This is a genomic window from Niallia sp. CD-39 (genome assembly GCF_059874745.1).
In genome coordinates this window covers 24,212-37,854 of the sequence record NZ_JCBCPS010000002.1, presented here as the reverse complement: position 1 = coordinate 37,854, position 13,643 = coordinate 24,212, and the positions used below count along the sequence as shown (strand labels likewise).

19 protein-coding genes are annotated in these 13,643 nt (G+C 33.0%); 7 read left to right on the top strand and 12 right to left on the bottom strand.

The window, feature by feature from the left end; genetic code table 11:
• Positions 1-228: 228 nt before the first annotated feature.
• Positions 229-681, bottom strand: a complete 453-nt coding sequence (locus AC6F34_RS06525; protein WP_500770255.1) for a hypothetical protein — start codon at positions 679-681, stop codon at positions 229-231.
• Between the two features lie 300 nt (positions 682-981).
• On the opposite strand from AC6F34_RS06525, the gene AC6F34_RS06520 reads away from it, so the two are divergent.
• The 3 genes from AC6F34_RS06520 (at position 982) to AC6F34_RS06510 (ending at position 3,366) form a co-directional block, all read left to right on the top strand.
• Complete coding sequence (locus AC6F34_RS06520; protein WP_500770253.1) at positions 982-1,557, top strand: TetR/AcrR family transcriptional regulator; 576 nt, start codon at positions 982-984, stop codon at positions 1,555-1,557.
• Positions 1,558-1,610: 53 nt separating this feature from the next.
• Positions 1,611-2,054, top strand: coding sequence for a PaaI family thioesterase (locus tag AC6F34_RS06515; RefSeq protein WP_500770251.1), 444 nt, complete (start codon positions 1,611-1,613; stop codon positions 2,052-2,054).
• 502 nt (positions 2,055-2,556) lie between these two features.
• Entirely contained in the window at positions 2,557-3,366 is an 810-nt protein-coding gene (locus AC6F34_RS06510) for an MBL fold metallo-hydrolase (protein ID WP_500770249.1), read from the top strand.
• 583 nt (positions 3,367-3,949) lie between these two features.
• On the opposite strand, the gene AC6F34_RS06505 is transcribed toward AC6F34_RS06510, so the two are convergent.
• The 6 genes from AC6F34_RS06505 to AC6F34_RS06480 all read right to left on the bottom strand — a co-directional run bounded on the left by AC6F34_RS06505 (position 3,950) and on the right by AC6F34_RS06480 (position 7,848).
• Positions 3,950-4,513: a hypothetical protein gene (locus tag AC6F34_RS06505; protein ID WP_500770247.1), complete on the bottom strand. Its 564-nt coding sequence runs from the start codon at positions 4,511-4,513 to the stop codon at positions 3,950-3,952.
• 97 nt (positions 4,514-4,610) lie between these two features.
• Positions 4,611-4,787 carry a cold-inducible protein YdjO-related protein gene (locus tag AC6F34_RS06500; protein WP_500770245.1) on the bottom strand — a complete coding sequence of 59 codons (177 nt, stop codon included), beginning with the start codon at positions 4,785-4,787 and terminating at the stop codon, positions 4,611-4,613.
• 27 nt (positions 4,788-4,814) lie between these two features.
• A complete protein-coding gene (sda, locus tag AC6F34_RS06495; RefSeq protein WP_500770243.1) occupies positions 4,815-4,937 on the bottom strand; it encodes a sporulation histidine kinase inhibitor Sda in 123 nt (40 codons plus the stop codon).
• Positions 4,938-5,453: 516 nt separating this feature from the next.
• On the bottom strand, positions 5,454-6,080 hold the full coding sequence (locus AC6F34_RS06490; RefSeq protein ID WP_500770241.1) for an adenine nucleotide alpha hydrolase family protein: 627 nt from the start codon (positions 6,078-6,080) through the stop codon (positions 5,454-5,456).
• Positions 6,081-6,268: 188 nt separating this feature from the next.
• Positions 6,269-6,844, bottom strand: a complete 576-nt coding sequence (locus AC6F34_RS06485; RefSeq protein ID WP_500770239.1) for a TetR/AcrR family transcriptional regulator — start codon at positions 6,842-6,844, stop codon at positions 6,269-6,271.
• Positions 6,845-7,140: 296 nt separating this feature from the next.
• Complete coding sequence (locus AC6F34_RS06480; protein WP_500770237.1) at positions 7,141-7,848, bottom strand: SAVED domain-containing protein; 708 nt, start codon at positions 7,846-7,848, stop codon at positions 7,141-7,143.
• Between the two features lie 316 nt (positions 7,849-8,164).
• On the opposite strand from AC6F34_RS06480, the gene AC6F34_RS06475 reads away from it, so the two are divergent.
• The 4 genes from AC6F34_RS06475 to AC6F34_RS06460 all read left to right on the top strand — a co-directional run bounded on the left by AC6F34_RS06475 (position 8,165) and on the right by AC6F34_RS06460 (position 10,258).
• A complete protein-coding gene (locus AC6F34_RS06475; protein WP_500770953.1) occupies positions 8,165-8,371 on the top strand; it encodes a site-specific integrase in 207 nt (68 codons plus the stop codon).
• Between the two features lie 509 nt (positions 8,372-8,880).
• On the top strand, positions 8,881-9,267 hold the full coding sequence (locus AC6F34_RS06470; protein ID WP_500770235.1) for a ThiF family adenylyltransferase: 387 nt from the start codon (positions 8,881-8,883) through the stop codon (positions 9,265-9,267).
• Positions 9,168-9,782 (top strand): hypothetical protein, encoded by a 615-nt coding sequence (locus AC6F34_RS06465; protein WP_500770233.1) that lies wholly within the window; start codon positions 9,168-9,170, stop codon positions 9,780-9,782. The genes AC6F34_RS06470 and AC6F34_RS06465 overlap by 100 nt, the downstream gene beginning before the upstream one ends.
• Before the next feature lie 47 nt (positions 9,783-9,829).
• Positions 9,830-10,258 carry a Mov34/MPN/PAD-1 family protein gene (locus AC6F34_RS06460; RefSeq protein ID WP_500770231.1) on the top strand — a complete coding sequence of 143 codons (429 nt, stop codon included), beginning with the start codon at positions 9,830-9,832 and terminating at the stop codon, positions 10,256-10,258.
• A gap of 163 nt (positions 10,259-10,421) precedes the next feature.
• Here AC6F34_RS06460 and rpsR read toward each other — a convergent pair whose 3' ends face one another.
• The 5 genes from rpsR to AC6F34_RS06435 all read right to left on the bottom strand — a co-directional run bounded on the left by rpsR (position 10,422) and on the right by AC6F34_RS06435 (position 13,421).
• On the bottom strand, positions 10,422-10,661 hold the full coding sequence (rpsR, locus tag AC6F34_RS06455) for a 30S ribosomal protein S18 (protein WP_500770229.1): 240 nt from the start codon (positions 10,659-10,661) through the stop codon (positions 10,422-10,424).
• 50 nt (positions 10,662-10,711) lie between these two features.
• Positions 10,712-11,224: a single-stranded DNA-binding protein gene (ssb, locus tag AC6F34_RS06450; RefSeq protein WP_500770227.1), complete on the bottom strand. Its 513-nt coding sequence runs from the start codon at positions 11,222-11,224 to the stop codon at positions 10,712-10,714.
• Between the two features lie 39 nt (positions 11,225-11,263).
• A complete protein-coding gene (gene rpsF, locus AC6F34_RS06445; protein WP_500770225.1) occupies positions 11,264-11,551 on the bottom strand; it encodes a 30S ribosomal protein S6 in 288 nt (95 codons plus the stop codon).
• Between the two features lie 113 nt (positions 11,552-11,664).
• A complete protein-coding gene (locus AC6F34_RS06440) occupies positions 11,665-12,561 on the bottom strand; it encodes an ABC transporter permease (RefSeq protein ID WP_500770223.1) in 897 nt (298 codons plus the stop codon).
• Between the two features lie 2 nt (positions 12,562-12,563).
• Positions 12,564-13,421, bottom strand: a complete 858-nt coding sequence (locus AC6F34_RS06435) for an ABC transporter permease subunit (protein WP_500770221.1) — start codon at positions 13,419-13,421, stop codon at positions 12,564-12,566.
• Positions 13,422-13,643 lie beyond the last annotated feature (222 nt).

The window sequence follows — 13,643 nt, the reverse complement described above, 5'->3', positions numbered from 1 at the left end:
AATTATATATTTTATTTTATAAAGGATACAATATGTATCGTTTAATTAATTCCTAATTAAATATTAACTTAAATAGCATAACAAACACTATAATTTACGAAGCGAATACTAATAAGGGTGTACTATGCTGTGAATACGATTTCGACGACAAAAAACCTTCAAGAAGGAATGAACCTTCTCTAAACAGTTAAACAAAAAAGGATAGAAAGCAGGGATTTGTTCCTGCTTTCAATTTTTATTTGCAGCTGCATTTTGTAGTGCATTCGGATAAGTTCGCCAAGCAGCTAATTTAGGTGAAATCGATAAACTAATTCCCGTACTACGAGTTATCCAAACAGCACTAGAATAGAAATCAGAAAATGTAGTTGGAACCGAAGCGATTGTTGCAAATGCTAACAAATTACCTGGAACAATTGAATTTATTTCTGTTTCGAATTCTACTTTTCCATATTCTTGTTCATATCTCTCTATCTCTTCATCTTCATAAATAGCATAAATAGAATTTGGATCTCCAAGTTCACCAGAAATTAATGTTATATTTTTATCTACTTCAAAATCAATTTCACTAGCTTTCTTTGTTGTATATTCATATCCCAAATCATCTGTTTCCGCAAAAGCATTTGAAGTAATTAAAAATGAACATGCTAAAATTAAAACCCCTATCAATAATTTTTCCTTCAATGTAACTCATCTCCTTTTTTATAATTATATAACAATATATGAAAAATAATGTAAATAATAGTTTGCCAAATTTTAAAATTATTAATAATTTTTAGATGCTATCATTATCAACAACATTTATATTTCGTTAAAACTGCTCTAACCTAGCACTAGGCAATTCCCATTCATAACGTTCATTTTTTAGTAGGATTACTTGGTCATTGTTTAAGATAATTCTTTTAATCGAAATATAAGTTTTAATGTTATGAATTCTTTATCAATTGTTCTAATAATGATAATATGTTACAAAGGAGGTGGAAAATGGCTAGACATAAGGAGTTTGATGAAAGACAAGTCTTGCTAAAAGCAATGATGCTTTTCTGGAGGAATGGATATGAAAAAACGTCTATGCAAGACTTAGTTGACAATATGAACATACACCGTAGAAGTATTTATGATACATTTGGTGATAAGCAGACATTATTCCTTAGATCTTTAAAACTATTTGAAGAAATTACTGAGAAAAATATTAAAGAACAATTAAAACCTATAAATTCATTTAAAATAGCGCTAAAAAGACTATTTGAAATTATAGTTTTCTCAAATGAAAGCATGCCCCCAGGATGTTTATTAGTCAATACGGCAGTGGAATTAACATTGCATAATCAAGAAATTGCAAACAGAATTAATACAAACTTTGAAAAGACAGAATCGTTTATATACGAAATACTATTACAAGCACAAATGAATAGGGAATTATCTGACCAACTTGACTTAAAAATTACATCTCAATTTATTCATAATTCATTAATAGGCTTAAGAGTTTTATCTAAAACAACGGATGATAAAGAAAAACTTAAGAACATCATTGATTCAACTTTAGCTGTATTGGATTAATATTTTTAGAATGTTCATTCTAGAAATAATAATTATTAAGGTTGGTGAAATTAATGAATCATTTAGAGGGATTAAAGAAGATGGCTACAGGTGAAATACCAGGGTCTCCTGCTGCACAAGTCTTAGGTTTTATAGTAACTGAAGTAGAAAAAGGAAGAGTAGTAATTGAACTGGATGCTACTGAAAGATTGCACAATCCAATGGGGACCCTCCACGGGGGGGTATTATGTGATATTGCTGATGCTGCTATGGGGTACGCTTTTGCTACTACATTAGCTGAGGATGAGCTCTTTTCTACAGTTGAGATTAAACTGAATTTCTTAAAACCTATTTTTAAGTCAAAGCTACGAGCTGAGGGGAGGTTAATAAAAAAAGGTTCATCTATTGGTTTACTCGAATGTTATGTATACGACCAAAAACAAAGTATTGTTGCCCATTCAACAAGTACTTGTATGGTTCTAAAAGGGAACGTTAATCTAAAAAGAATCCAATCTTAATGTATTCTAAAGATTAGTTATTAGAAAAATTAATGGCGTAAATATACGACTATTACAATATGAGCCCTAAAGAGGCTCATATTGTTTTAAAATTTCCTTTCTAATTTTCATTAAACAGCCTAATTTCCGTTATAAATTATTCAGGATATACAAACGATACCCTTTTAAAGTACATCGTTTCACAATCTCTGGTTATACCAACATAAATATCCAATTTCGTTGTCAAGTGATGTTCGAATATACCGCCCTTAAACGAAACTATTTCAAATCTACATCAAAAACTTAAAGTACATTCAGTTGGCTGTAGATGTCGTTTACTAAATATATATCGAATAGACTAGATTGGTTTAATCGATTTATACGTTTTTTCACTACATGTGTTATGCCCAAGTTGTACATGGAGCTTAATACATTAAATAGTACCTTGTTATAATTGAAAAATGAATTACTATTCGTTTTTTTCACAATCATATGATAAGAATGATTCTAAGGAGATGAACTTATGCTTTTTAAAAAAGGATTTACCCGAAATTCGGTGAACGGAGTGCAAATGGGCAACGGATCAATCTCATTTCAGGGTGTAAAATTAAATGTTTACTGTTTTCACATCGACGGTGTATTGATTGATACAGGGGCAAAGTCATTGGAAAAAGAGTTTATCTCATTCTTTAAAGAATTAAAAACTCAGCAAGTTGTAATTACGCATTATCATGAGGATCATACCGGTTGTGCTGATTATTTTCAGAAAGAACTAGTACCGATTTCGATGAATGAGGAAATGATTGAATATTGCACAAAAAAGCCGGATTATCCATTGTATCGTAAAATGTTTTGGGGAAGGCGCCGACCATTTCGGGCAGAACCAATCGGAGATTCGTTTTCTTCTGCAAATGCTTTATGGAGTGTGATCAAAACACCAGGGCACTCTCAGGATCACTTATCATTTTTAAACAATGAAACCGGTCAGCTTTTTACTGGTGATCTATATTGCCAAGAGAAAACAAAGGTAATCTTGCGGGAAGAAAGTATTTCTGATATTATCGAATCATTGCAAACAGTACTAACTCATGATTTTAATGATGTATTTTGTTGCCATGCCGGTTACTTGGGAAACGGCCGTTCTGCTTTAAAGCGAAAGCTAGAGTATCTTCTGAATCTGCAGGGGGAAATCTTTAAGATGTATGATGAGGGTAAGACACCAAAGCAAATTAATGACGCTCTTTTCCCTAAAAAATATCCTATAATTCGTTTTTCATCAGGTGAATGGGATTCTCTTCATATTGTTAATTCCGTGCTAGGAGAATACGAATAATTTATTGAATATTCCCTTTATCAAAATTGCAAGAATAAGAATTCGGCTGATAAAAACTATTACAAGGCATTGGATATGATAAAATGTTGTTTTATTAGTTTTAGGAATAATGCGGCTCTATATTGAGATACTGATTTTTAATCGTGGAGTGATTTATAAAAACATTACTAACTTCCTAAGAAAAGAATGTTTGTCCATTTTTCTGATGGGAGACATTCTGTTTTTAAATGATGTAAACAAATACATTTAAACAACTTGGTGCTTATATAAAAGATCCAGCAGTCATTGAGACAACATCTTCTTATTTACTAAGAAGGCAGGTTAATTGAACAATATAGCAAAAACAAGGAACCTTTTACTGTTCCTTGTTTTTACGTCGTCTAATTTTCTATAATCCTTGAGCCGCTATTGTTAATACAGATAATTCAATTAAAGGGCCGATAATAAGAACAAGAGCAATTAATGGTTGATCAGGGAATGCTGTCAACAATAGATATTACTTTACTTCAATATCATTCTTAAAGGAGTAATTAACTCAAGACCTTGATCCAAAGCGCCCCTGTCAATCATGAGTATGTTTAAATTACATGGTATTAGATGTTACGACATAGGATTGTTTCTTTATGTCTCCAAATTGGTACGTATAATGAAATAAGTTTTTGTTTATTTTAGTATAAATTATCCTTTCATCTACATTTTTCTTATATGGTTTTGCAAGAGTAATACTAATAAATAAAAGAATCGAGTACCATAAATACTTTAGGTAGTTATTAATCATATTTAAACTATAATGAAACGAAGTACCGTCTATTAATTTAGAAACTCTTTCTCTTAAAAAAAATATATCATCATTACAAACAACATCAGTGATCTCATATTCAATCATAATCTCTGAAAGACATCGTTTTAATCCCCTTAGACTAGTTACTTTTTTAATGATATAGATGTCAGGAAAATAATTATTTAAGAGATTGTAGTATTCTTCGTGTTGATTAGTTATTTCTAATTTAATTTCAAATACTATAATCATTCCCCCATTACTTGATGAAGCTACTTCAATACCCTTCTCCACTAGAAGTTCGCTATCAAGTTGCAAATCAAAAAAAATAATAAGTACATTTTTTTGAGTGTCAGAATGAGTCTTCATATTAAGTACCTCAAAATTTTATGATTTTTATAAAAACACTAGAATGAAGTTCATTCATTTAGATTCAAATAGACAAACTTCATTATAATAATACAGATCAAATTGAATCTAATTTAGGAACATTTTTTGATCGATATTCCATTTCCGACTTACATAATGGGCATTTATGATCTTCTGTTGCGAAATTTAACCTCATCCAAATATTACATTCTTCGCAAATAAGTACTTCTTCTAATTCAAGTATGAGTGGTTGTTCCCTCCAATACCTCGACATTATTCAACCTCCTATTTAATAAAAGTACTAAACATTAATTTTTCTTCTTTTAAGCTCCTCTAAAATAAGTTTGATAAATTCTAAGTTTAAGTTATATATTAATGCCTTTTTATAGAGCTTTTTCAATTCATCGTCTGATAGAAGTCTCATTTTAAATTCCCTCACTCTTATTAAATCTTTTCTTTGTAAAGACCTGTATATTGGCATATTTAATATTCATCCGCTCTAAAAAAGTACTAATTTTCGCATTTATGTTTTATCATTTTTAATGCCCTATGAATATGTGTTAATCTTAGCAACCCCCTTCTTATATGAAATAAATTTCTATGGTACTCATAACAGTTCTGGTCACAGTACATTTTAGGAAATAAAACCCCCTTATTATTACATTTCATACACTTATTTTTAATGGTTGCATCTAGCTTATTCAGAAGAATTATTCGTTCTCTTTTAATGTTCAATTTCTTTCTCCTGTTTAAAACAATTGCTGCATCTGTGAATTGGAATACACTTTAATAAATTGATTGTTTTACAACGAACACATACTATTGCATCAACTACAACTCCATCTTGTACACCTTTTTTCATCCTCTCCATCCTCTCCACATACTTTGTTAAATATTGAATCAATTTGCAATAATACTCCTTAAATTAACTCCTGTTCAATTATTCGTGAGTAAAACCATCAGTGATATGAAACTTTTTTATCCTTCCATTTGATATACATATAAAGACACCACTATTAAAATCAGTGTGTATAGATTTAAAAAAGAAACCTTTATATTGATGATAATTTTCGCACTTAAAAGTAAGCTCATATTGGTTAACATACTTAGACTTAATTAAATACCCTTTGATTCCTGGTTCGTAGTCCCACTCTTCTAATGCTTTTAATGGGGGTATTAGATGCACCTCAATATGAGGGATTTTACTTATTAAATCGTTAATAATAGAGCCCTTAAATAATCTTCTCCATAAACTTTCTTGTGGATGTTCCATATAAATTTGTGTGATTAGTAATTCTTCTGCGGTTTTAATTAGCACCTTATTTAGATCACTAATCCCACTATTTTTCACAACAACAGTAGAATTGTGTTTTATTGAAAGCAATTTCATTTGTAAATCATTCAATTGATGATTATAGCTTTTATTTTTATTATCATCTGGGTTTAAAAACAAAATATAAAACTTTGCCTTTAACTTTTTTGATAAGTAGCTGGACCGATTAATTAAATACTTAACATTTTGGTTTGGTTGAATACACACTAGTATTCTTTCTTCAAGTCTTTTCAATTACAATCCCTCCTCCATAAAAAAAGGAAAATAAATCCTTACTATTGAATGAATTTCATTCAAAAGAGTATTAAAAGATGAATGAATTTCATTCATAGTAGTACATATAAAAAGCATGAATGAATTTCAATCAATTTGAATGAATTTCATTCACACATCATCATATTACTCTAATTACGCTTTTATTGTCAATTAATATTAATTGCATTTTCAATAAATAACAACGTTCCCGACTTTTGCAATTTTACAGTTTCATCATTTGCATTATCGAACAAGTATACCTGTTCTGCAGAGGATTCTACTAGATTTATTATTAATTTAGAAGCAACGCTTAGGTCCATCGTGGTTTTTATTTCATTATTATTTTTAGCTTGTGTTAATAAGTTCTCTAGCCATAGATAATATGGTTGATAAATTTTTTCCCACTTATTAATGTGACCTGCTTTAGTAAGTCCTCCATAAATTAGTGCTTTCATTTCTTTATTCTCTTTAATATTATTAAAAATTATTTCTATCAACTGCTTGATTTGTACACTAATTCCTTTATTAATATCAATTTCATTTCTTAATGTATTAAAAACCTTATTTACCATAGTCTCAGCAATTGCAGGCATTATAGATAACTTTGATGGGAAGTATATATAAAATGTTCCTTGCCCGATACCAGCATCTTTAGCGATATCAGCTATCTTAGTTTGTTCGATCCCATTCCTACTAAATTCTTTCATAGCAGAATTAATAATAAGATCCCGTTTATTGTCCAAGAAAAATCATCCTTTGGTTATTTGATTTTTTATTAGTATATAAAATATATATATCGAACATCTACTTGTCAAATTATATTATTTTTTGAAAATTATAAATAGTAGACATTTGAGTTTATCCATGATAATTTTCTCATTACCATATTGTTTGCATACATCTGGTACGAACTTTATGGGTTTACTGTAATAGATGGTACCTCTATTACAGTTTTTCAAATTAAAATTCCCGTTACATCCTAATCGATTGCAACGGGTTCTCTTTTCCGATATAGCTCCAAGAAGAACTTTTATTCTTATCAAATAGTAATGGCTCTTTGATATTTTGCCTTAGTAGACCTATTATTATATTCATATAGGTGAACTAGAGGTAACATGTTTTGGTTAATGCAACGACCAAGTTCCACAGCCAGTCCTGCTGGTCCGAAATAGAACAAATGAATTTCTGAATATATATTTTCATTTTGTAATCGATATACTTCTTTGCGAAACACACTTTTCAGAACATTAACATAATCCTCATTTAATATGGAATTTAATTTTGGACCATCAATTATGATATCCAAGCTTTGGAAACGGACCTCTACTGCAGCTGTTATATCCCGTTCATGTATTGTTCCGCTAACCTGTACCCTGACTACCAACTGATCATAAACTTTTTTCGAAATCTTTACTTCTGGTATCACGACATTTGTATTAGGGTTTACATTTTCATGACACCACTTTTGTGTGTCCCTATCAAATTGATGAACGACAGCAGCTGTTGTATCAGATATCAGATTTACTAAATGAATTAATAACGGGATTGGAGACAAAGGAAAAACAAAAAGATAAGAACCTTCATTTTCCCTCTTTGAATTCACTACTTTTCGGAAGAAATCCTCATTTTCTTTCTTAGCAGCTCTCCAACCTTCTTCTGTGAAATCAGTGAATTCCTCTTGTAAAGAGACTGCATCCAATAATAAACAGTTCGTTTCCTTCGATAATATAATTGAATCGACAGGCATGAGGTTCTTTCTCTTATGTACCACCACGATCGCCTTATTTTTCTTGGAAAGTTGTTCGCCTACCCAACCTTCATGTTTTTCTTTCATATCAAATAAATATTGAGGGGGATATTTTTTAACATTAGTATCAATGATATGGTGACACGGACTACACATCAGCATTAGGTTCTTAAGAGAATATAGTAAAGATCTTGCTATATCGCATATTATCTTTAAGATAAGGTTTGGTGTTTTGGCTGTGTAATACTAGATTATTAAAGAGAATAGGTGTTATAATTTTCTGAAAATATATTTTGGAGGTGAAGTCTCTTTGAAGGTGGAAAAAACATTAACTTCATTTGTACTTGTTGATTCAAATATGAGGATTATTCCTGAGGTTTTGGATTTCACAAGCACTTTAGAAAAACGTGGCATGTCTCCCAATACAGTAAAGGGTTATTTAGATGACTTAAAAGTGTTTTATCAATGGATGGGACATGAACATTTTCAAATTAAATTCAGAGGACTTTTTGGTGGAGTTTGAAGCTCTGTGGTCAAGGCAGGAAGGGATTGACCGTATGGATGCTATCATCACTCCCGAAGAACGTTTAAAAAATTATTGGTTTTTCAAAATGATAAGCGTGGAAAATCCATTTTAATGGTCTGCATTAATGAAAGCACCGTTCAATATATGAACCATTTATATAGCAGCAACGTGTTAGAAGAGTTTAAAAAGGGATATGGTATCTATATTCCTCTGAGGAAATCTTCCACCTTGAAACCACCTCCTTTTTGGGAGACATGGGGTATCAGGGATTATCGTCAACTTATTAACAACAACGTTACGGCGTCAACAAAGAGAAAGTTGAATCAATATTTAAAAAAGAAGTTCATACAAAAGGGGGATGAAGAGTTTATTGTTCTTAGAATTCCATCCCCAAGAGTCAAAGAGCTCTTATAGGATTAAAGCTTTCTGATTTTCGTACAGAACATGGACAAGGAAAGCATTTTCCCTTTCTTCATCCTTTGAGGAAAAACCAGGCTGTATTTGAAATGACTCCACTGTATATCAAACGACATGATAAGGAGTATTTGTTAAACAGAACTCAGGGGTACATTAAAACCTCTGATAAGAAAGTGACTGTTATTGGGCTTGGTTCATTGGGAAGCAGGATATGCTTTGAATTAGCACGTGCGGGTGTTGAAAAATTTACTTTGATTGACAAGGATGTCTTGGATATCGATAACGTTTATAGGCATGAATTGGGAATAAATGATGTTTATTTTAAGGCCCTGAAAGATATTATCATTTTCCTAAGACAGAGGCGATTAAAAGAGCAATGGAGAATAAGTTTCCGTTCATTCAGGTTGAATATGAGTCCTCTGATATTTTGGATATCATTCATGAAGAACCAGTACTACTGCTTGAATCTGCTCTAGTCATCATAGCTCTCGGCTCCCCTACTGAAGAGTTATACGTAAATGAAATAATGCGCAAGATAGCTGGTTCGCCACCTATCCTTTTCATATGGCTTGACCCTCTTGGAGTAGGAGGACATGCGTTATTGACGAAAAAAGAAGCAACAGGTTGCTTTCAGTGTTTGTTTACGCAATCGGATGCTCCAAGTCGATTAATTGCTAATCAGGCGTCATTTGCAGGTCCTGGTCAGAACTTTCGAAAGTCCTTAGCAGGATGTCAATCCGTTTTCACTCCGTATGGTTCAATAGACGCCCTTGAGACAGCGGTTATGGCAACAAGGTTGGCTTTAAGGGCCTTGACAGGTGAGGAAAAAGGAAATCCGCTTATGTCTTGGAAAGGGGATTCCACGGAACTCCTCAGTCAAGGATATCAGTTAAGTCAGCGGTATGGATTTACTTCCGAAGTGTTATTTGATACCCGTTACCTATATAAGAATGAAAATTGTGTGATATGTCAGGCGGGTGAAACGCCATGATTTTCTACTTAGGACCAACCTCAAAATAAAAAATAAATGATGATGTTTTGGAAAGATTTCGTACTTATCGTCAAATTGAAAACCATGATAAGGAAGCGGGCGGAGTTTTAATTGGAAGATTCATAGAAGGCTCTGGTGATATCATCATTGATTTAATTACCGAGCCATCGAAAAAAGACATGCGTGAAAGATTCTTTTTTAAAAAGCATTTGGAAACCCATCAGGAACTCGTGGATAAAATCTGGGAAGAAAGTGATGGTACCTGTAATTATGTGGGAGAATGGCACACTCATCCAGAGAAATATCCATCACCCTCTTTTCATGATAGAAGAGAGTGGAAGAAAGTGTTGAAAAAGACGCAGTGTGAATCATCTTTTCTCTTATTTATTATTATAGGTACTAAATCCATCGGAGCGTGGATGGGGAGTCGGAAGAATGCAAAAAGAATAAGGATAAAATTGAGTACTATGATTTAAAAACTATTCCACCACAAAAGACCCATTTTAAAAGAATGACCTTTCTCTAGAAATGTACACAAAAAAGGATAGGAAGCAGGAGTTCATTCTTGCATACCTATCCTTATTAAATCCTCTTATATCAATGATGTAACATTATATAAAAGGATAACTAGCTAAACAGTTATTCTCCTGCAACGAATGGCAGCAATGCCATTGTACGTGAACGCTTAATAGCAACAGTTAATTTACGTTGGTATTTAGCGTTTGTACCAGTTACACGACGTGGTAAAATCTTACCGCGTTCAGAGATGAATTTTTTTAGAAGATCTACATCTTTATAATCGATGTGTGTGATTCCGTTTGCTGTGAAATAGCAAACTTTACGGCGCTTCGCGCGTCCGCCTCTACGTCCTCCAGCCATGGTCATTTCCCTCCTTCATGTACATTTATATCATAACAACTTAAAAGAATTTAGAATGGTAGATCGTCATCTGAAATGTCGATTTGACCGTCATTTGAGAATGGATCATTATCTACCCTTGTATATCCTTGGTTGTTACGGTTTTCTTGCTGACGCTGATTCTGATTGTTTCCAAACGGAGATTCCTGACCTTGTCCACCATATCCGTACTGGTCATTGCGGTTTCCACCACCAGCATTGCTATTTCTAGGCTCTAGAAATTGAACACTTTCAGCTTGTACTTCTGTTACATAGACACGCTTGCCATCCTGACCTTCATAATTACGAGTCTGAATGCGACCATCAACGCCAGCTAAGCTTCCCTTTTTTAAGAAGTTCGCAACGTTTTCAGCTGGTTTTCTCCAGATCACGCAATTAATAAAGTCTGCTTCGCGGTCTCCTTGTTGATTCGTAAACGTACGATTCACTGCAAGTGTAAAAGTAGCGACAGCCACACCATTAGGCGTATAGCGTAACTCAGGATCCTTTGTCAAACGTCCGACAAGAACGACACGGTTCATCATCAGAATCAACTCCTTTCAGCAATTTAGTATATATAAAAATTATTTTTCGTCTTTAACAACGATGAAACGAATGATATCTTCGCTAATTTTAGCAAGACGAGTAAACTCATCAACTGCTGCTGCTTCAGCATTAATATGAATTAGTTGGTAGTAGCCATCGCGGAAATCATTGATTTCATAAGCTAAACGACGCTTACCCCACTCTTTAGATTCGATCACTTCTGCACCATTGTCAGTTAGGATTGAATCAAAACGCTCGATAAGTGCTTTTTTTGCTTCATCTTCAATATTTGGACGGATGATGTACATAACTTCGTACTTTTTCATCACTTTCACCTCCTTTTGGTCTAAACGGCCCATTTGGGCAAGGAGCAATTAACATTACTCACAAGTTGAAAGTATACCATAATTCTTACAATGTTGCAATGCTCTAAGTAGGTTTAATATGTTTGAATATGACGGTTGAAGAATCGCCTAAAGCCTTCCCCTAAATAATTAAACATTAGTGCAGTAAAAAAGATTGCAAGCATTGGGAAAAATGGAATCCAAGTTGCTAAGGCCAAATCTCTTCGCGCACCACTAATTAATGTTCCCCAATCATTACTCGTCACATCAAATCGAAAGCCCACTTCTAATTCAACAAACACATGTGAAACAAAGATTGAAAGAATCGATAGTTGACCAATTAATATGATCACTCGTGAAGCATCACTAAAAAATTGAACCACTAAATCCGGTAATAAATTTGGCAGATAATAGCTCGTGAATAGTGTTTTGGGTTTTACACCAATGGTTATTCCTGCATCAAAAAATGTGCGTTTAGAAATTGCATTTGCTTGTTCAGCAATAGCGAAGGAGACTCGTCCTACCTCAATAAGCCCAATTGTAATAATAGCAATCCATAGTCGATTTTCATGCATTAAAATAGGAGGCAAGCATAAGAGAAGAGCAGCTGCGAGTATAACAGGAAAACTTGCAAATAATTGCTTCCACCATGATACAAGCCAATAAAAGAAACCTTTTTGTCTTGCTGCCAAGACTCCTAGTGGAATTGCAACAATATAGCGAATTAAAACGATTAAAAATACAAGCTTCAACGTATCCTTCGTTCCAAGAATAATCAGGCTTAATAAATCCCTTCCTTCATGGTCTGAGCCAAGCGGGTATTCATTTGAAGGCGGAAAAGGCGCAACATCAAAGCCACCGCCTTCTAGAAATAAAATTCTCTCACCATTCAATTCCTCATCTACAAATGGCAGGGTTGGACCAGCAATTAAAGTGATTACCAGTACAAAAAACATGACCAAACCGAGGATTAATGCATAATTTTTTTTCATCATTAACCTCCTTGTCCAATCCGTAGTACTCTCTTAATCAATAGTCCAAATAATTGTGCAAACACAACAAATCCGATGAAAATAATTCCAATTCCTATAATAATAATTGGCTCGGAATGCCCTATTTGAAGGCCAAGTGTAGGATGATTCGTAAATCCAATGGAACTAAACATACGATAAGTTAGCCCATTCCTCGCCAATAAATATTCAACAATGAATAGCCCTGTTAATAAATGAACCATGATAGTGGGCATATGAGTCAATACCGTATTGAGTGCATTTCTTAAAATATGTCGATAAACAACTTTTCTTTCATTAAATCCTTTGGCACGAGCAACCAAAATATAATATTGTCCATCTTCATTCGCTAACGCCGAACTTGTTATCCTTGCTGTATATAGCAAAGGATATAGGGACACGAGTATGATTGGTAAAACATAATGATAGCTCGTATTTTGACTTAATAATCGTAGTTCTGGGAAAAGAAGCGTGCTTCCCCAAATAACACATACGACTAAAAAGAAATCTGGCACAGATTGAAAAAATGCTGTTGTACCATTGCCCAAGATGTTTTTCTTATTCGAGCGATTTCGATAATCAAACACTCCCTTAAGAATACCTAATAAAACACAAATGAAAAAAGCAGGCAATAATACGGTAAGGGTTTCAGAGATTCCATTTGATATTTCTGTTATATAAGGCACACCAGTATATAAAGAAGTACCTAAACTCTTCTCTTGCCATATAGTTATTAAATAATATGCTAGATTGAATTTATAATCATCAATTGAGAAGCCATATCCAACATAGGTACCTCTAGGATAAAATGCAATTAAACAAAGACTTAAAATAATGAACAAATAAAAAAACAACTGTTTCAAAAATAGATTAGCAATTGAAAAAACCCCCTCCTTTTTATTTTGTTTGAATATAACAAATATTTCAAATAATTTCAATTTAATTTCAGATATTTAAAATAAATTTCCTTGTGTATTAAAAAATGCTGTCACACTATGTGACAGCGCTTATACAACAAAGCTATTTTAGAGAACAAAAGGTCTCGTAGAACAATCCACGAGACC